18 protein-coding genes are annotated in these 18,181 nt (G+C 68.8%); 8 read left to right on the top strand and 10 right to left on the bottom strand.

Annotated features, from left to right (window positions below):
• Window positions 1-2,886, bottom strand: coding sequence for an excinuclease ABC subunit UvrA (uvrA, locus tag ACQ143_RS00845; protein ID WP_449568833.1), 2,886 nt, complete (start codon window positions 2,884-2,886; stop codon window positions 1-3).
• Window positions 2,887-2,975: 89 nt separating this feature from the next.
• Entirely contained in the window at window positions 2,976-3,413 is a 438-nt protein-coding gene (locus tag ACQ143_RS00840) for a MarR family winged helix-turn-helix transcriptional regulator (RefSeq protein WP_449568832.1), read from the bottom strand.
• 38 nt (window positions 3,414-3,451) lie between these two features.
• On the opposite strand from ACQ143_RS00840, the gene ACQ143_RS00835 reads away from it, so the two are divergent.
• Window positions 3,452-3,688: a hypothetical protein gene (locus tag ACQ143_RS00835; RefSeq protein ID WP_449568831.1), complete on the top strand. Its 237-nt coding sequence runs from the start codon at window positions 3,452-3,454 to the stop codon at window positions 3,686-3,688.
• On the opposite strand, the gene ACQ143_RS00830 is transcribed toward ACQ143_RS00835, so the two are convergent.
• From ACQ143_RS00830 to ACQ143_RS00820, 3 genes are all read right to left on the bottom strand, one after another.
• A complete protein-coding gene (locus ACQ143_RS00830; RefSeq protein ID WP_449568830.1) occupies window positions 3,672-4,121 on the bottom strand; it encodes a VOC family protein in 450 nt (149 codons plus the stop codon). The genes ACQ143_RS00835 and ACQ143_RS00830 overlap by 17 nt on opposite strands.
• Window positions 4,122-4,155: 34 nt before the next feature.
• A complete protein-coding gene (gene uvrB, locus ACQ143_RS00825; RefSeq protein WP_449568829.1) occupies window positions 4,156-6,225 on the bottom strand; it encodes an excinuclease ABC subunit UvrB in 2,070 nt (689 codons plus the stop codon).
• A gap of 155 nt (window positions 6,226-6,380) precedes the next feature.
• Window positions 6,381-7,895: a DUF222 domain-containing protein gene (locus ACQ143_RS00820; protein WP_449568828.1), complete on the bottom strand. Its 1,515-nt coding sequence runs from the start codon at window positions 7,893-7,895 to the stop codon at window positions 6,381-6,383.
• Between the two features lie 162 nt (window positions 7,896-8,057).
• Here ACQ143_RS00820 and ACQ143_RS00815 point away from each other — a divergent pair, with 162 nt between their 5' ends.
• Window positions 8,058-8,654, top strand: a complete 597-nt coding sequence (locus tag ACQ143_RS00815) for a DUF4126 domain-containing protein (protein WP_449568827.1) — start codon at window positions 8,058-8,060, stop codon at window positions 8,652-8,654.
• Window positions 8,655-8,672: 18 nt separating this feature from the next.
• Here ACQ143_RS00815 and coaE read toward each other — a convergent pair whose 3' ends face one another.
• Window positions 8,673-9,275, bottom strand: a complete 603-nt coding sequence (gene coaE / locus ACQ143_RS00810) for a dephospho-CoA kinase (RefSeq protein ID WP_449568826.1) — start codon at window positions 9,273-9,275, stop codon at window positions 8,673-8,675.
• 165 nt (window positions 9,276-9,440) lie between these two features.
• Here coaE and ACQ143_RS00805 point away from each other — a divergent pair, with 165 nt between their 5' ends.
• The 5 genes from ACQ143_RS00805 (at window position 9,441) to ACQ143_RS00785 (ending at window position 12,526) form a co-directional block, all read left to right on the top strand.
• On the top strand, window positions 9,441-9,983 hold the full coding sequence (locus tag ACQ143_RS00805; RefSeq protein WP_449568825.1) for a hypothetical protein: 543 nt from the start codon (window positions 9,441-9,443) through the stop codon (window positions 9,981-9,983).
• A gap of 79 nt (window positions 9,984-10,062) precedes the next feature.
• The gene (locus ACQ143_RS00800) at window positions 10,063-10,593 is read left to right on the top strand and encodes a signal peptidase I (protein WP_449568824.1); all 531 of its coding nucleotides are present in this window, start codon (window positions 10,063-10,065) and stop codon (window positions 10,591-10,593) included.
• A 20-nt stretch (window positions 10,594-10,613) separates the two neighbouring features.
• A complete protein-coding gene (locus ACQ143_RS00795; RefSeq protein WP_449568823.1) occupies window positions 10,614-11,126 on the top strand; it encodes an LPXTG cell wall anchor domain-containing protein in 513 nt (170 codons plus the stop codon).
• Window positions 11,123-11,626: a hypothetical protein gene (locus tag ACQ143_RS00790; protein WP_449568822.1), complete on the top strand. Its 504-nt coding sequence runs from the start codon at window positions 11,123-11,125 to the stop codon at window positions 11,624-11,626. Before ACQ143_RS00795 ends, ACQ143_RS00790 begins: the two co-directional genes overlap by 4 nt.
• A gap of 159 nt (window positions 11,627-11,785) precedes the next feature.
• Window positions 11,786-12,526: a response regulator transcription factor gene (locus ACQ143_RS00785; RefSeq protein ID WP_449568821.1), complete on the top strand. Its 741-nt coding sequence runs from the start codon at window positions 11,786-11,788 to the stop codon at window positions 12,524-12,526.
• Here ACQ143_RS00785 and ACQ143_RS00780 read toward each other — a convergent pair.
• From ACQ143_RS00780 to ACQ143_RS00765, 4 genes are all read right to left on the bottom strand, one after another.
• Window positions 12,505-13,683 carry a hypothetical protein gene (locus ACQ143_RS00780; protein ID WP_449568820.1) on the bottom strand — a complete coding sequence of 393 codons (1,179 nt, stop codon included), beginning with the start codon at window positions 13,681-13,683 and terminating at the stop codon, window positions 12,505-12,507. The two genes, ACQ143_RS00785 and ACQ143_RS00780, sit on opposite strands and share 22 nt — an antisense overlap.
• Window positions 13,683-15,317: a sensor histidine kinase gene (locus tag ACQ143_RS00775; RefSeq protein ID WP_449568819.1), complete on the bottom strand. Its 1,635-nt coding sequence runs from the start codon at window positions 15,315-15,317 to the stop codon at window positions 13,683-13,685. The genes ACQ143_RS00780 and ACQ143_RS00775 overlap by 1 nt, the downstream gene beginning before the upstream one ends.
• Window positions 15,318-15,425: 108 nt before the next feature.
• Window positions 15,426-16,874, bottom strand: coding sequence for a 30S ribosomal protein S1 (rpsA, locus tag ACQ143_RS00770; RefSeq protein ID WP_449568818.1), 1,449 nt, complete (start codon window positions 16,872-16,874; stop codon window positions 15,426-15,428).
• Between the two features lie 189 nt (window positions 16,875-17,063).
• Window positions 17,064-17,489: a YchJ family protein gene (locus tag ACQ143_RS00765; RefSeq protein ID WP_449568817.1), complete on the bottom strand. Its 426-nt coding sequence runs from the start codon at window positions 17,487-17,489 to the stop codon at window positions 17,064-17,066.
• 122 nt (window positions 17,490-17,611) lie between these two features.
• Here ACQ143_RS00765 and ACQ143_RS00760 point away from each other — a divergent pair, with 122 nt between their 5' ends.
• Window positions 17,612-18,139: a hypothetical protein gene (locus ACQ143_RS00760; protein ID WP_449568816.1), complete on the top strand. Its 528-nt coding sequence runs from the start codon at window positions 17,612-17,614 to the stop codon at window positions 18,137-18,139.
• The last annotated feature ends 42 nt before the right edge of the window (window positions 18,140-18,181 follow it).

Here is an 18,181-nt window from a genome sequence, read left to right as displayed (position 1 = left end):
TCAGCCTGCCTTGCGCGCGGACGCCGTCCCCAGGATCTCGCTGAGGAACGCCCCCGTGTGGCTGCCGGGCACCGTGGCGACCTGCTCGGGTGTGCCGGTCGCGACGATCTGGCCGCCGCCGGCGCCGCCCTCGGGGCCCAGGTCGATGACCCAGTCGGCCGACTTGATGACGTCGAGGTTGTGCTCGATGACGATGACGGTGTTGCCCTTGTCGACGAGGCCGTTCAAGACCTCGAGCAGGCGCGACACGTCTTCGAAGTGCAGGCCGGTGGTCGGCTCGTCGAGCACGTAGATGCTGCGCCCGTTCGAGCGGCGCTGCAGTTCGGTGGCGAGCTTGACGCGCTGCGCCTCGCCGCCGGACAGCGTCGTGGCCGACTGCCCGAGCCGCACGTAGCCGAGGCCGACGTCGACGAGCGTCTTCATGTAGCGGTGGATGGCCTGGATGGGCTCGAAGAACTCGGCCGCCTCGCTGATGGGCATGTCGAGCACTTCGGCGATGTTCTTGCCCTTGTAGTGCACCGACAGCGTGTCGCGGTTGTACCGCTGGCCGTGGCACACCTCGCAGTCGACGTACACGTCGGGCAGGAAGTTCATCTCGATCTTGATCGTGCCGTCACCCGAGCAGGCCTCGCAGCGCCCGCCCTTGACGTTGAAGCTGAACCGGCCGGGCTGGTAGCCGCGGGCCTTCGCCTCGGGTGTCTCGCTGAACAGGGTCCGGATGCGGTCGAACACGCCCGTGTAGGTGGCGGGGTTGGATCGCGGCGTGCGGCCGATGGGCGCCTGGTCGACGTGGACGACCTTGTCGAGGTGGTCGAGGCCGGTGACGCGGGTGTGCTTGCCGGCGACGCGGCGGGCCCCGTTGAGGCGCGTGGCGAGCACTTCGTACAGGATGCCGTTGACCAGGGAAGACTTGCCCGAACCGCTCACGCCGGTGACGGCCGTGAGCACACCGAGCGGGAACTCGGCCGTGACGTTCTTCAGGTTGTTCTCGCGGGCACCGACGACGGTCACCATCCGCTTCTTGTCGACCTTGCGGCGCTTGACCGGCGTCGGGATCGCGCGGCGGCCACTCAGGTAGGCGCCCGTGATCGAGGCGTCGTCCTCGAGCAGGGGGGCGAGCGGGCCGGAGTGGACCACTTCGCCGCCGTGCACGCCGGCGCGTGGTCCGATGTCGACGATCCAGTCGGCCGCGTGGATGGTCTCCTCGTCGTGTTCGACGACGATGAGGGTGTTGCCGAGGTCCTTGAGCCGGACGAGCGTCTCGATGAGGCGCCGGTTGTCACGCTGGTGCAGGCCGATCGACGGCTCGTCGAGCACGTAGAGCACGCCGGTGAGGCCCGAGCCGATCTGTGTCGCGAGCCGGATGCGCTGCGCTTCGCCGCCGGAGAGCGATCCGGCAGAGCGGCTGAGGCTGAGGTAGCTCAGCCCCACCTGGATGAGGAAGTCGAGGCGCGCACGGATCTCGCGCAGCACGGCGGCGGCGATCTGCGCCTCGCGGTCGGTGAGCCGCAGATCGGCGAAGTACTTCTGCGCGTCGCCCAGGCTCAGGTGCGAGGCCTCGGCGATCGAGTGACCGTGGACCTTCACGGCGAGCACTTCGGGCTTGAGCCGGTCACCGTTGCAGACCGGGCACGGCACCTCGCGGAGGTACTCCCCCCAGCGCTGCCGCTGCGTGTCGGACTCCGCGCTCGCGTACTGCCGCTCGATGTAGGGGATGACACCCTCGAAGCCCGAGGTGTAGCGCATCTCCCGCCCGTAGCGGTTGCGCCACTTGACGGTCACCTTGAAGTTCTCGCCGCGCAGCACGGCGTCCTGCACGCGCGGCGACAGGTCCTTCCACGGCGTGTCGAGCGAGAAGTCGAGGTCGTCGGCCAGCCCGACGAGCAGCCGCTCGTAGTACTGGAACAGCCCCTTGCCCTGCGTCGTCCACGGGATGACGACGCCCTCGTTGATCGAGAGCTCCTCATCGCCGAGCATGAGGTCGACGTCGACCGACATCCGGGTGCCGAGCCCGGAGCAGGCGGGGCACGCGCCGAACGGGGCGTTGAACGAGAAGGTGCGCGGCTCGATCTCGGTCAGCTGGATGGGGTGCCCGTTCGGGCAGGCGAGCTTCTCGCTGAAGCTCTGCCACGCGGCATCCGCTTCTTCGTCCACGAAGTTGACCTGCATGATGCCGCCGGCGAGGTTCAGCGCCGTCTCGACGGAGTCGGTGACGCGGCTGAGGATGTCGCCGCTGGCGACGAGGCGGTCGACGACCACCGCGATGTCGTGCTTGTAGCTCTTCTTCAGCTTGGGCGGCTCGGCCAGCTGCACCAGCTCGCCGTCGACGACGGCGCGGGCGTACCCCTTGGCGCTGAGCTCCTTGAAGAGGTCGACGAACTCGCCCTTCTTCTGCGATACGACGGGTGCCACGATCTGGTAGCGGGTGCGCTCGGGCAGCTCCATGAGCTGGTCGGCGATCTGCTGCACGGTCTGCCGCTGGATCTGCGCGCCGCATTCGGGGCAGTGCGGGACGCCGATGCGCGCCCACAGCAGACGCATGTAGTCGTGGATCTCGGTGATCGTGCCCACGGTCGACCGCGGGTTGCGGTTGGTCGACTTCTGGTCGATGCTCACCGCGGGGCTCAGACCCTCGATGAAGTCGACGTCCGGACGGTCGACCTGGCCGAGGAACTGACGGGCGTAGGAGCTCAGCGATTCGACGTAGCGCCGCTGGCCCTCGGCGAAGATCGTGTCGAACGCGAGGCTCGACTTCCCCGACCCGGACAGCCCCGTGAACACGACGAGAGCGTCACGCGGAATGTCGAGATCCACATCCTTCAGATTGTGGACGCGAGCACCGCGGACGCTGAGTTTTGAGGGGTTCACGACAGGGACGATGGGCACCAGACAAGTGTAGATGGGGCCTCCGACACTGGCTCCGAGAGCCCCGTGCGGGCGGTCCGTTCTGGGCGAATCGGCAGGTTGGGGCGGCGTCAGGCGCGGGGGCCGGCGAACGGCGCGAGGCCGTCGCGCAGCGCCTGGAGGGCTCCGGCATCCACCCCCACCTGCGCCATCACCTGCTCGGGCACGGCCAGCGCCTCGGTGCGCAGATCGCGGCCGGCGGCGGTCAGGTCGATGTCGAGCACGCGTTCGTCGGCGGCGCGACGCCGGCGCACGACGCGGCCCTGCGCCTCGAGGCGTTTGACCAGGGGCGATAGAGTCGCCGGCTCCATGGCCAGCTCGGCGGCCAGCTCCCCCAGGGACCGCGGCGACCGCTCCCACAGGGCGAGCATGACGAGGTACTGCGGATGGGTCAGGCCGAGGGGTTCGAGGATCGGCCGGTAGATGGCGACGACGTTGCGGGCGGCGGTCACCAGGGCGAAGCACAGCTGATTGTCCAGCTTCAGAAGGTCGTCGCGGGTGGTCGTCACGACGTCAGCCTATCTGCTTGTTTAGTACACTAACCATCATGACGCGAAACACCCCGGAACGACCCCCACTGCGTGAGCGGATCCGCAACGCCGGCGGCTGGTACGCGTTCTGGAACTCCCGTCTGATCCGCTACGCCGGGCCCGCGTCCGTCGGACCCTACGACACCGAGCCCGAGCCGGTGCGCACGGAGCGCGCGTGCCCGCTGTGCGGGCACCCCATGTCGGCGCACACCTTCGACCGGTCGGGCCCCAAGCCGCTCATGACGTGCCCGTGACGACGCGGCGTCGGCCCGGGTTTCCTCCCAGCGAGACGGCGCCGTTCTCGTCGAGGGGCCAGGCCGGGTTCACCACGACCTCCCACGGGTGGCCGTCGGGGTCGAGGAACACGCCCGAATAGCCGCCCAACGGGGTGGGCGCACCGGGGCGGGCGACGGTGCCGCCGGCCGTCCGGGCCGCCTCGAGCACGGCGTCGACGTCGGCTTCGCGGGCGACGTTGTGCGCGAGGGTGATCCCTCCCCAGCCTCCGGCATCGACGACCCGGGAATCGGCCGCGAGCTCGGCGCGTGACCAGAGCGCGAGAACCATGCCGCCCGCCTGGTAAAAGGCGACCTCGCCCGGGACGGACGCCGCGTGGGGCTCCCAACCAAGATCGCGGTAGAACGCGATGGCGCGCTCGAGGTCGGCGACGCCCAGCGTGATCAGGCTCACGCGCTGCTGCATATCCGGTCCCTTCCGGTGCCGGTCACGCGTGGCCGGCACGCTCCATGGCGCGCAGCTCCTTCTTGAGGTCCTGCACCTCGTCGCGCAGCCGCGCGGCCAGTTCGAATTTCAGCTCGGCGGCGGCGGCCAGCATCTGGCTCGAGAGGTCTTCGATGGTGGCTTCGAGCTGGGTCGCACCCTCGGCGGCGATGCCCTCCCGGCGCAGCTGGGGCGTGGGCGACTTGCCCTTGCCCGACTTGTTCTTGCGCGACAGCAGGTCGGCCGTGTCGGACGCCTCGCGCGCGAGCACCTCCGTGATGTCGGCGATCTTCTTGCGCAGCGGCTGGGGGTCGATCCCGTTCTCGAGGTTGTAGGCGATCTGCTTCTCGCGGCGTCGTTCGGTCTCGTCGATGGCCGATTTCATGGAGTCGGTCATGTTGTCGGCGTACATGTGCACCTCGCCGGACACGTTTCGCGCGGCGCGGCCGATCGTCTGGATGAGGGAGGTTCCCGAGCGCAGGAAGCCCTCCTTGTCGGCGTCGAGGATCGCGACGAGCGACACTTCGGGCAGGTCGAGGCCTTCCCGCAGCAGGTTGATGCCCACGAGCACGTCGTAGACGCCCGATCGCAATTCGGTGAGCAGCTCAACGCGGCGCAGGGTGTCGACGTCGGAGTGCAGGTAGCGCACCCGCACGCCGTGCTCGCCGAGGAAGTCGGTGAGCTCTTCGGCCATCTTCTTGGTGAGCGTCGTGACGAGCACGCGCTCGTCGCGCTCGACGCGCACCCGGATCTCTTCGAGCAGGTCGTCGATCTGGCCCTTCGAGGGTTTGACGATGATCTGCGGGTCGACCAGGCCCGTCGGGCGGATGATCTGCTCGACGACCCCGTCTGCGATGCCCATCTCGTAGCGCCCGGGTGTGGCCGACAGGTAGACGGTCTGGCCGATGCGCTGCTTGAACTCGTCGAAGCGCAGCGGGCGGTTGTCCAGGGCGCTGGGCAGTCGGAACCCGTGGTCCACGAGGGTGCGCTTGCGCGACGCGTCGCCCTCGTACATGGCGCCGATCTGCGGCACGGTCACGTGCGACTCGTCGATGACGAGCAGGAAGTCGTCGGGGAAGAAGTCGAGCAGGGTGTGCGGCGGTTCGCCGGGCTGCCGGCCGTCGAGGTGGCGGGAGTAGTTCTCGATGCCGGAGCAGAATCCGAGCTGCTGCAGCATCTCGAGGTCGAAGGTGGTGCGCATGCGCAGGCGCTGGGCCTCGAGTAGCTTGCCCTGCCCTTCGAGCTCGGTGAGCCGCTCGGCGAGCTCGGCCTCGATCGTGCCGATGGCCCGCTGCACGGTGTCGGTGCCGGCGACATAGTGGGATGCCGGGAAGATGGGCACGCTGTCGAGTTTCTGGACGACGTCGCCGGTGAGCGGGTGGAGCATGTAGAGCGCTTCGATCTCGTCGCCGAACAGCTCGATGCGCACCGCGTACTCCTCGTACACGGGGATGATCTCGATCGTGTCGCCGCGGACGCGGAAGTTCCCGCGCGAGAAGTCGACGTCGTTGCGGTTGTACTGCATCGCGATGAACTTGCGGATGAGGGCGTCGCGGTCGTACCGCTCCCCCACCTGCAGCGCGACCATCGCACGCAGATACTCTTCGGGGGCGCCCAAGCCGTAGATGCAGGAGACCGTGGAGACGACGACGACGTCGCGTCGGCTGAGCAGCGAGTTGGTGGTCGAGTGGCGCAGCCGTTCGACCTCAGCGTTGATCGACGAGTCCTTCTCGATGAAGGTGTCCGTCTGGGGGACGTACGCCTCGGGCTGGTAGTAGTCGTAGTAGCTGACGAAGTACTCGACCGCGTTGTTCGGCATGAGTTCGCGGAACTCGTTGGCCAGCTGCGCCGCGAGCGTCTTGTTGTGCGCGAGCACGAGCGTGGGACGCTGCACCTGTTCGATGAGCCAGGCGGTGGTCGCCGACTTGCCGGTACCGGTGGCGCCCAGCAGCACGACGTCGGTCTCACCGGCGTTGATGCGCGCGGCGAGGTCGGCGATGGCCTGCGGCTGGTCACCGCTGGGCTCGTACTCGCTCACGACTTCGAAGGGTCGCACCGATCGCGTGGTCTGCATCCTTCCAGCGTATGCGCGACCCCGGACATGCGGGCCGGCGGCCGCCGGGTGACGGGGTCAGGACGCCAGCTTCAGAACGGCGGTTCAGGATGGCCGCTTCAGAACCGCGGCGTCAGAAGGGTCGATTCAGAACCCGCGGCGTAATAACGGTCGGTTCAGAACGGCGGCGGATCACCGCTGTCGTGGAGGTACAGGCCGTCGCGGCGATGTCGTGCTTCGAAGAACGAGTCGGGGAGGAACCCGACGGTCGGCGCCGGTCTGTCGAGATACCGGCGGCCGTCCGGATCGATCCACTCGAACACGCCGTCCGCGTGCGGGATCACCTGCCACCGACTGTGATGGCGAAGCGGATGGTGTCGCTTGCACTCGTCGGCGAGATACCGCACGTCGGTGGGTCCCCCGCGGGAGTACTCGATCGTGTGGTCGTGATCGCACCTGTGCGCCGGCGCGGTGCAGCCGAAGAACCGGCACTGCATGTCGCGTGCGTCGAGGTAGCGCCGCTGCGCGGTGGTCGGACGATACCGATCGACGGCGAGCACCATGCCGGTGATCGGGTGCGTGAGCACCCGGTCCCACCCCGGGGCCCGGGCGACCAGCCGGCGCGCGGTGGCCGGATCGACCGGGACGCGCCCGGCGAGCTCTGCCGGCGCGCGGCCGGGCGTGGTGTCATCGCCGGTGAGTGTGAGCACCGGCACGGTCAGGCGGACCTTCGCGGTGATGTTGAGGGCGGTCTCCGGGTCGACCCCGGTGGGGACGCCGGCCAGCAGCAGTTCGCACGCGAGGTCGGCCCGCCGCTGATCGAGGGTCCGGGTGTCTTCGGCGAGGGCGTGGGCACCGGCATCCCGCACGAAATCCATGCCGCTGACCCCGGCCACAGCGACGAGGGCCCGCAGGTGAAGGGTCACGGCGATCTCGAACCCCGAGGGGCGGCGAGCGATCGCCGTCACCAGTTGCAGGGTGTGCCGCGACGGCCCGGGCTCGGGCGTCGGCGCACTGCCGAGCCCGAGCCGTTCCGACGCAGGCCGGGGCGGCGCCGCGCGGTCGAGCCGGCTCAGCTCTGTCGCGCGCTGGAAGACGCCGTGCCCAAGCACCGCCGGCACGTCGAGGAGCACGCGGACCATCGCGTCGGGCAGGGGGCGCAGCTGCATCTTGCGGCGCTTGCGCGCCTCGGCGTGGCGCTCGGCGAGCGGCACCGGATTCAGCCGCTCCGCGGTGAGCTGAGCCACCGGCCGGGTGCGGGCCACACTCTCCTCTTCAGCGACGCGCACGAGGTGCCGTTCGTAGTCGGCGCGGATCTCGGGATCGCGCAGACGCTCGCCGGCGTCCACGATCGCGCGGACATGGCCCCGGGTGATGCGTGCCTGGGCCCACGATTCGACCAGGAGCGGGTACTCGGCCATCAGGGTCTGCGCGTCGAGCAGGCGCCCTTGGATCGTGCGGTCGGACACGCGGAGGCGCGCGGCGATGCGGGCGGAGACGTCACGCAGCGGGATCTGGGCGGCCCGACGGTCGGCCGGCAGTGCGCGGATGGCGTCGTCGGTGAGGTCGCCGAGCCGGGCCATGGCCTTCTCGATCGCGGCATCCACCGTCGCCTTCTGCTGTTCGAGGGTGACGATCTCGTCCACGAGCGCGTGCAGGCGGGAGGAGCCGACCACGGTGTCTGCCGTCATGACTCCCCCTTTCTGCGTTGCATCCATCGTTGCACCGACCTCCGACATTGGTTCTATGCCCCGCGAATGGCCACCGACTCTGTGTCGAATCTTCATGCTCGACCATGGTCGTTCCGGTCCACGCATCCGCGGCGCCCGCACCCCACGCCGTAGGCTGACGTCGTGGAATTCCTCGTGGGCACAGGACTGGCGGCCGCCGCCGGTCTGAACGCGTGGATGCCGCTGTTCCTCCTCGGGCTGGTGGACAGATTCGCCCCGGCGTTCGACCTGCCCTCGGGCTGGGCGTGGCTGTCGAGCGATGTCGCGCTGTGGATCACCAGCATCCTGCTGGTCGTCGAGATCGTCGCCGACAAGGTCCCCGCGGTCGATTCGGTCAATGACGTGTTGCAGACCGCGATCCGCCCCGCGGCGGGCGGCATCGTGTTCGGTGCGGGTTCGAGCGCGGAGGCGCTGACCCTCGACGATCCCGCGACACTGTTCGCCGACAACGCGTGGGTGCCCATCGTCATCGGCGTGGTGATCGCCCTCGGCGTCCATCTGCTGAAGGCACTCGTGCGCCCCGTGGCCAACGCGGCGACCGCGGGCCTCGCCGCGCCCCTGGTGTCGACGGCCGAAGACGTGTCGTCGTTCGGCCTGGCGCTGGCCGCGATCTTCGTGCCGATCATCGCGCTGCTGCTCCTGGTCGGCCTCGTGATCACCGCGATCGTGCTGTTGCGGCGGCGGGCGCGGCGCCGACCCGCGCCCACTGAGCCGGCCTGATCCTCCGCGGGATACGGCTCACTCCGCGGTACTGAGACGCTCCCAGAGGTCGTCGACCTGAGCACGGGTGTGCTCCAGGGTCCCCGAGGTGTCGATGACGACGTCGGCGATGGCCCGACGCTGTTCATCGGAGACCTGCGCGGCGATCCGCCCGGCGGCCTCGTCGTCGCTCATGCCGCGGAGTTCCCTCAGGCGGCGGTGTCTCATCTCGGCGGGCGCGTCGGCCACCACGATCAGGTCCCACGGGTCGTCCACGCGGGCTTCGACCAGCAGCGGCACGTCGTACACGACGACGGCCTGGGGGTTCTGCCGGAAGGCGTCGTCGAACCGGCGCTTCGATTCGACGCCGACCGCCGGGTGGACGATGGCGTTGAGCCGCGCCAGTGCCTCTGGATCGCCGAAGGCGACGGCGCCGAGCGCCGCACGGTCGAGACTGCCGTCGGCAGCGATGACCTCGTCGCCGAACGCCGTCGCGATCTCAGCGAGCACGGGCGAGCCCGGCTCCTGCACGTCGCGGACGATCTGATCGGCGTCCACGATGACGGCGCCGTGCTCGGCCAGGCGCCGGGAGATCGTGGACTTCCCGGACGCGATTCCCCCGGTCAGCGCGATGAGAGGCATGCGTTCATCGTGCCACGGCCGCATTGCTGAGCCGATCCTGAGGCGGCCTTGAGGGTCGCTTGGGGAGGCGCTGAGGGCCGGTTCGTACCTTCAGAGTGTCACCGAAACCGGTGACCGAATCGGGGCCCCGACCCCGCCGAAACCCCGAGTCTCAGAGGTCACAACATGATCGACAACACCCCCACCACCGCCTCGACCGTCGAGGAGCCGCGCAAGGACAAGAAGCGGGCCGTCATCGCGTTCGGACTCGCCGCGCTCGCCATCGGCGGGATCGGCGCGGCCGCGACCAGCGCCGCGTGGACTGACAACGTCTTCTTCTCGGCCGGCGCCGAGGCCGCCACGTTCAACCTGCAGGGCTCGATCGACGGCAAATCGTGGACAGAGGGCGTCGAGGAGGCGAAGATCGAGATCCCCGCATCGGAGCTCGCGAACCTTCTCCCGGGCGAGACCCGCACCATCAAGCTCCACGTCAAGAACGACAGCACGGTGGGCGCCGCGCTGACGTCGTCGGTTGAGTTCGCCGCCAGCGCCTTTGAGGAGAACCCGACCGCGACCGTGGAGGACTTGGCCCCCACGCTCGTGAACGGCGCCACCGACGAGTTCCAGCTGGTCGTGAAGGCCCCCGCCGACTGGGCCGCCACCAACCAGGGCAAGTCCGCGACGATCGTCGTCAAGATCGCCGGCACTGCGACAGCCGTCGCCGGCTGACCGACCCCGGCGGCAGGACGCACCCCCCGCGTCCTGTCGCCGGCCCTTCCTTCGACCACCGCCCAGACGAGGACACGCCATGCTCCAGATTCTCCGCCGCCTGTCGAGCGGCCTGCTGTGGCTGCTGGCTGCCGTCGGCATCGCATGTGCCGCGGTCTGGGGCGCGACCACGGCCGGTCTCATCAAGCCGCTCGTGGTCATATCCGGCTCGATGGAGCCGGGCATCATGACCGGCGACCTGCTCATCGCCACCCCTGCAGACACCGCGGAACTCGAAGTCGGTGACGTCGTCAGCCTCCCTTCCGAGCTTACGGAATCGCTGGTCACCCACCGCATCGAGAGCATCGAGCAGGCCGAAGACGGCCGGTTCACCATCTCGATGAAGGGTGACAACAACGAGTTCTCCGACGCCCTGGACTACACCGTCGGCGCGTCGGTCTGGAAGCCCACCTGGCAGCTGGCCGGCATGGGCACAGTCGTCACCCGTCTCACCACGCCTGCCGTGGTCGTCCCTCTCCTCATCGGGCTCGGCTCGCTGCTCGGCATCTCGCTGTTGATCCCCGCCGGGCCTCGGCCGCGGACACCCCGTGCTGTGGCGGTGCAACGATGAACGCGCACGTCCGTCGAACGTTGGCAGCCGTCCCTGCGGTGATCATCGGAGCCGTTCTGGGGGTGGGCCTGCTCACGCCGGCCCCCGCCACCTTCGCGCAACCGGTCGACATCAGCTTCGCGCAGATGCTGCCCGGTGAGACCCGTTCCGCCGCGCAACCGGTCACCATCCCGGTGCGTGCGCGAGTCGTGGACTCCGCATGGTCGATCGGGGGCACGAACGCCGAGTGGACCGTCACGCTGTGCACGGGCGACGCCTGCACGGGCTGGGACGACCTGGTCGGCACCACCCTGTCCTCCGGTACGCACTCGCTGGTGACCACCGTCCGCATGCCGGATGAGCTCGAGCAGGGCGCGACGGCAGCCGCCAGCGGCAGCATCACGTTCGTCGAAGCGGATGCCGCACTGCCCTCCACCGGCAACACCATCGCGGCAGGCGTCATCGGTGCCGGCATCGCCGCCCTCGTCGGCGGCATCATCATCATTCTCCTGGCGCGACGCCGCAGGGAAGACGAAGAAGAGACGAGATCATGAGACGCTCCCGCATCGTCGCACTCACGCTCGCCGCAGCGGCCGTCATCGGCATCGGCGTCAGCGCCGGCGCGGCATCGCAGACGCAGGCCGCCTGGACCGATCCGGTGTACGTCACGGCCACCACCACCGCTGGGTCGTGGGTCTCCGGCAACTCCTGCACCGCATGGGCGATGGGCGGCACGAAACTCGCGTCGTGCGAGGTGAAGGGAATCAGGGTGAGCGGCTGGATCGACGGTGCGGGCATCCACCGTCAGTACTACGTCGATTTCGCGACGCCTTCCCAAGCGGAGTTCGTGGATTTCTCCATTGACCTCACCACCGCGACGGGCGACGCACCAGAGATGGACTGGAGCAAAGCCAATGTGCAGGGGAACGCGCAGTTCATCCCGACCGACGGCTGGACGTCGGTCAGGCTGCCGACAGTGACAGGACGCACGATCCAGTGGAACACGCAGACGATGTTCTTCGAGCTACTGAGCCCAGCGGCTACCGGCAGGTGATGTGTGGATGAACGATCTCGCCGGCGATCCCGCCTTCCACTGCACGATCGATAGCGCCGGGTCGTAACCATGGGCGAGGCGTTCCAGAGCGTGTTCTGGGATATCATCACCGAGATCACGTGGCCGGCGTCAGGCGGCGGGACGACGGAGGATGAGTCAGTGGAACAGCGGGTCGCGGTCGTCATCGAGGACGACCCGGACATCCGGGCGCTTCTGACCGAGGTCCTCGAAAGCGCCGGCTTCACCGCTTTCTCCGCGGGCAACGGCGAGGCGGGCTTGAAGCTCGTCCGCGAGCACGACCCCGTGGTGACGACGCTCGACATCAGCATGCCGGGTATGGACGGCTTCGAGACGGCGAAGCGCATCCGCACCCTCAGCTCGACCTACATCGTCATGCTCACCGCACGCGCGGAGGAGATCGACGTGCTGCAGGGTCTGCAAGCCGGTGCCGACGACTACGTCACCAAGCCGTTCCGGCCCCGCGAGCTGCGTGCGCGCATCGAGGCCATGCTGAGGAGACCGCGGACGCTCACGACCTCCGACGCTCCCCCGTCCACCCCGGACTCGCCGGACGACGCGGAGTGGCTCGAGTTCAACGGCCTCCGGGTGAACGAACCGCGGCGACTGGTGCAAGTGGACGGCGCCGACGTCGACCTGACCCGCAGTGAGTTCGACATCCTCCTGGACCTGCTCGAGCACAACGGTCGCGTCGTCTCGAAAGGCTCGCTGGCGCTCTTGCTCCGGCGCGACCGCGACAGCGGAGGGTTCGTCACCGAGCACGACGAGCGCGCCATCGAGGTGCACGTCGCGAACCTGCGCCGCAAGCTCGGCGAATCTCCCGCAAAGCCTCGGTGGATCGAGACGGTGCGCGGCGTGGGTTATCGGTCGACCCGCTCCTGACGGGCGCTCCAGGCGACGACCACTCCGCTCTCGGCGTCGCCGGCCAATGCCGCACACCGAGCCGCCGAAATCAGCGCCGTCGCCGAAGCGTCCGAACCGGATGCCGCGGCGACGCCGACCTTGACGAGTGGGGCGACGGTGACGCGCTCACCCTCCAGAGCCGCCGAGGCCGCGCGCTGCAGGGCATACGCGACCTCGCGCGCTTCGTCTTCCGAACCCGGGGTGATCGCCACCAACAACTCCCCGGTGTCGCCCTCGCCGATCATCGACTGGAGCGGCATCGCCTCTCGCGTCGCGCGCCGGAAGGCCGAGGTGACACGATACGTTTCATCTGCGCCGAACGCCGTGGCGATCTGTCCCACCTCTTCGATGATGACCGCGACCGCGCCCACGACCACTCCGCGGGCGGCCGCGCGCTCGACGAGCTCCCCGAAGGTCAGCTGGAAAGAATCCGGACGAAGGACGCCGTCGTCACCGCGCTGCAGCGCGGTCGCGGCCGTCACTCCGCGCACTCGGGCGCGTTCCGCCCGGAGCACCGAGGTGGTCAGCAGAGCGACCACCGTGAAGACGACCGTCACCGCGCTGGTCATCACGGGGCCGAACCACGTCCGGAACAGCAGCGAACCGGGACCGTACGCGATGTGCGCGATGAACCGGCAGACGAAGAACGCGCAGACCAGCACGAGCACGATCGCCAGGCCCAGCGCGGTGCCGTGGCGCTTCATCTCCCCCCGGAACGCCTCGAAGGCACCCAAGCCGGTGAAGAGCGCGAAGACGGCGAGCATCGGCAGCGCTCCCGCCCAGTCCCCCTCCGCATATGTCAACAGGGTGAGAAGAAAGACCCCGACGGATGCCACGACGACCGCTGCACCCGCCGCCGCGGTCGACCGACGGTTGAACGCGCGGCATCCGACCCACATGAAACCCAGGGAGGCGACGAGCGCCCCATTGCCGACCGCGGCCGGCCAGACCGGTCCGGGCTCCGCCGCCCAGACCACGCGGCAGAACGTGGTGAGCATGCCGGCGAGGAAGGACAGCGCCCACACGCGCCCGACGCGTTCTTCGCGCCGCAGGATCATCTCGAGCAGAAACAGCACGCCCGAAACGTTCACGACGATGGCGGTGATCACCGCCACCGACAGGACGTCCAGTTGCATCAGTCTTCCTCCCCCGAACGCAGTGGGATCCGCACGATGAACGTGCTGCCCTTGCCTTCCTCGGTGCGCACGGTGATGTCGCCGCCCTGCGCTCTCATCATCTCCAGGCTGATCGCCAGCCCCAACCCGCTGCCGTGCGCAGAGGTGTGCCGCACGGCATCCGCACGGTAGAAGCGGTCGAACAGCAGGGGCACCTCCTCGGCCCGGATTCCCGGTCCGTCGTCGCGCACCACGACCCACGCGTGGTCGACGTCCGAGGTCACCCCCACCTCGATACGACCCCCTTCGTGGTGGTACTTGACGGCATTGCTGAGGAGGTTGTCCACCACCTGGCGCAGCCGGAGCGGGTCTGTCCACGCCGTTGCGTCTTCGACGCCGGTCGTGTCGATCGTGATCGAACGGGCATCCGCCTGGGCGGCGATCGCGTCGACGGCGGCCCCGACCAGCCGCGACACATCGGTACGCTCCGGATGGAAGGTCAGCGCGATGCCGCCTCGGGCGTCGGCCGCTGCGGCCAGCAGGTCGGACACGATGTGCAGGAGCCGCTCGGCGTTGCGCTCGACCACCTGAAGGTTCGACCGGGTCGAGCTCGGCAGCCCTTCGGCATCCATCGCGAGCTCCACGTACCCCAGGATGGATGTCAGCGGTGTGCGCAGTTCATGCGACACCGACGCGATCAAGTCCTCCCGCGCGCGCAGGGCCATCACCTCGCTGGTCACATCACGCGAGACCACGAGCCCACCCGCCGGTTCGCCCTCGGCGCCGCGCAGCCTGCGGGCCGTCACACTCAGCGCGCGCCGGGCACGTCCGGGAGCGCCATACCAGACCAGGGTGGACTCGAACGTCTCGCCGCGCTCGGCGCGGGCCACCGGCTCCTCGTCGGGGGCGAGCCGAGTGACGCCGTCGGCGGCGTAGGCGGCACGGTCCCCGTCATCGTCCTGCGGGGGCGCCAGCAGCCGTGCGTGCGCCTCGTTGGCCAGGGTCGTCGCACCGCTCGGGTCGAGTCGCACGACACCGAAGTCCACGGCATCCAGCACCTCGGTCAAGAACGCCTCTTGGCGGTGCGCTCGGTCGGCGGCGCGACGCAGCGACAGGCTCTGCCGGCTCAGCAGCATCCGCTGAGCCGTGGCTCGGCGGGCGTAGAGGAACGCGATGGCCGACACGATCGCCATCGTGACGGGGATGACCACGAAGGATGTCTCGAACTCCCCCGGTGCGGCGATCGCCACCGTGCTCCACAGCGCGGCGGACACGGTGACGATGCTCGTCACGAGCCCCTTCACGCCGAACGACGACGACAGCCACAGACAGGGGAAGACCCACAGCAGCGCGAGTCCCACCGTCGGCGCGGATCTCTCCATCATGGTGATCGCCACGACGTCGAGGAGCGGGACGATCGCGATCGTCAGCGGCGGCAGGCGGTTCCACGGCACGATGACCGCGACCCCGGTGACCACGAACATGAGTCCGAGCCCGCCCACGAGCTGGTAGATGTCGTCCACCGCCCCGAAGGCGAGGGCGACGCTGCATGAGACGAGCGCGACGAGCCCGGTCAGCAGCTGGTTGACGGCCGTCGCCCGTTCACGGGTGCGATCGGCCGGCGGCCGGGGCGGCCGTGTCGCGCGTGCACTCATGCGATGACGCTACCGCGCCACCCGGTCCCGCCCGGCATCGGCGACCCCCGGAAACGCAGAACGGCCGGAACCCGAAGGTCCCGGCCGTTCTGACCGATCAATGCAGGATCAGCGACCCGACAGCTTCTCGCGCAGAGCGGCGAGAGCCTCGTCGTCGGCCAGCGTGCCGGCCGAGGAGGAGTCGCTCGAGAACGACGATCCACCGGTCTCGGCGGGCGCGGAGGCCTCGGCCTCGAGTGCCTTGGCGACCTGAGCCTTGTGGGCCTCCCAGCGCGCCTGCGCGGCGGCGTACTCGGCCTCCCAGGCCAGGCGCTGCTCGTCGAAGCCTTCCTTCCACTGGTTGGTCTCGGCGTCGAAGCCCTCGGGGTACTTGTACTCCCCGTTCTCGTCGTACTCCGTGGCCATGCCGTAGAGGGCCGGGTCGAACTCGGTGCCGTAGGGGTCGACCAGCTCGTTGGCCTGCTTCAGCGACAGCGAGATGCGGCGACGCTCGAGGTCGATGTCGATGATCTTGACGAAGACCTCTTCGCCGACCGACACGACCTGCTCGGCCAGCTCGACGTGCTTGCCCGACAGCTCCGAGATGTGCACGAGGCCCTCGATGCCGTCCGCGACGCGCACGAACGCACCGAACGGAACGAGCTTGGTGACCTTGCCCGGCGCGACCTGACCGATCGCGTGGGTGCGGGCGAAGACCTGCCACGGGTCCTCCTGCGTCGCCTTCAGCGACAGCGAGACGCGCTCGCGGTCGAGGTCGACCTCGAGGATCTCGACGGTGACCTCCTGGCCCACCTCGACGACCTCGCTGGCGTGCTCGATGTGCTTCCACGACAGCTCGGAGACGTGCACGAGGCCGTCCACGCCGCCCAGGTCGACGAACGCACCGAAGTTGACGATCGACGAGACCGTGCCCTTGCGGACCTGACCCTTGTGCAGGTTGTTGAGGAAGTTCGAACGCGACTCGGACTGCGTCTGCTCGAGCAGCGCGCGGCGCGAGAGCACGACGTTGTTGCGGTTCTTGTCGAGTTCGAGGATCTTGGCCTCGAGCTCCTGGCCGAGGTAGGGCGTGAGGTCGCGGACGCGGCGCAGCTCGATCAGCGACGCGGGCAGGAAGCCACGCAGGCCGATGTCCACGATGAGACCGCCCTTGACGACCTCGATGACCTGACCGGTCACGACGCCGTCGTTCTCCTTGATCTTCTCGACGTCGCCCCAGGCGCGCTCGTACTGCGCACGCTTCTTGGAGAGGATGAGGCGGCCTTCCTTGTCCTCCTTCTGGAGAACGAGGGCTTCGACCTCGTCGCCGACCTTGACGACCTCGTTGGGGTCGACGTCGTGCTTGATGGAAAGCTCACGCGAGGGGATGACACCCTCGGTCTTGTAGCCCACGTCGAGGAGGACCTCGTCGCGGTCGATCTTCACCACGGTGCCTTCGATGAGGTCACCGTCGTTGAAGAACTTCAGAGTCTTTTCGACCGCGGCCAGGAAGTCCTCAGCAGATCCGATGTCGTTGATGGCGACCTGCTTGGTGGCCGGGGCGGTCGTTGCGCTAGTCATGTAGTGGGTTGTCCTTGTTGGGTGTGGTGTCGGGCTCCGTGCCCGGAACTCCGGCATCCGTTCACACGAGGGCGAACGGAAGCCACCGAGCCGAAGCGATGGTTATGGATTGCTTGTCACGAGTGCACGGCGATACGGCCACACGAGTGACACTCCAGGGTATCAGAATCGGGGTTTCGCGTGGGGGCGTCAGGCATCGACGACGCCGTCGACGTACCACCACCGACCGCGCTGCCGGCGGAAGCGGCTGCGCTCGTGCAGCGACCCGAGCCGGCCCTCGGCGTCACGATGGTGCGCGCGGAACTCCACGACGCCGCGGTCGTCTTCCGGCCCACCCGCCTCGGTGGAGAGGATCTCGAGCGCCTGCCAGCGGATGTCACCGTCGAGGTCGAGCGGCTCGGGTCGGGTCGAGGGATGCCAGGTGGCGGCCACATGGGCCGCATCACCGATCGCGAACGCGGTGTAGCGGGACCGCATCAGCTGCTCTGCGGTCGCCGCCGGAGCACCGCCGATGATCGGTCCGCAGCAGGTGCCGAACGTCGGCCCACCGCACGGGCAGGGCGCGCCGGCGGGCGGGTGGATGCCGCGGCGTGCCGCCGCCTGACCGAAGGACATGGCTCCATCGTCGCAGAGCCCCGGCCCGTCTATTCCTCCCCAGACACCGGTTCGGGATGCCGGAGACCCGGCCCTGTGGATAACCCCGACCGCGCCGAGGTGTGCACGATAGCGTGACACCCATGCCGGGCAAGACGAAGACCGCAGCCGCCCTGATCGCTGTCGTCGTCCTTCTCTCCGGCTGCACCCCGGAGCCGGAGCCGACCCCCACCCCCACCGGCTTCGCCTCCGAGGCCGAGGCCTTCGCCGCCGCCGAGGAAACCTACCGCGCGTACGTAGAGGCAGGGAACCAGGTCGATCTCTCCGACCCCGCCACCTTCGAGCCACTCTTTGCGTGGACGACGGGGGAACTGAATGAGCTCGACCGGAAGTCCTACTCTGAGTTCCACGCTGAACAAGTGACGATGACCGGGGCCGCTTCCCTGGTCCGCACTCAGCCGCTCGCCATGACCGAATCGGTCGTGACGCTCGCAGCCTGCGTCGACGTGTCTGATGTCGTCTTCTTTAATTCGGATGGCTCTACTCGCACATCCCCCGATCGAAACCCTATGCAATCAGTGACAGTGGACCTGGTCGAGGGCGCATCCCCTACCGGACTATTGATACAAACCGTCGGCGCATCGGAGGGTGATTCGGCGTGCTCCGAGTAATTGCAACCTTCATGCTCCTATCCGTGGCGTGGCCCACGGCCG

Source organism: Microbacterium pollutisoli (genome assembly GCF_053586795.1).
The sequence above is the reverse complement of the archived record's forward strand: the minus strand, read 5'-3'. Positions and strand labels throughout refer to the sequence as shown.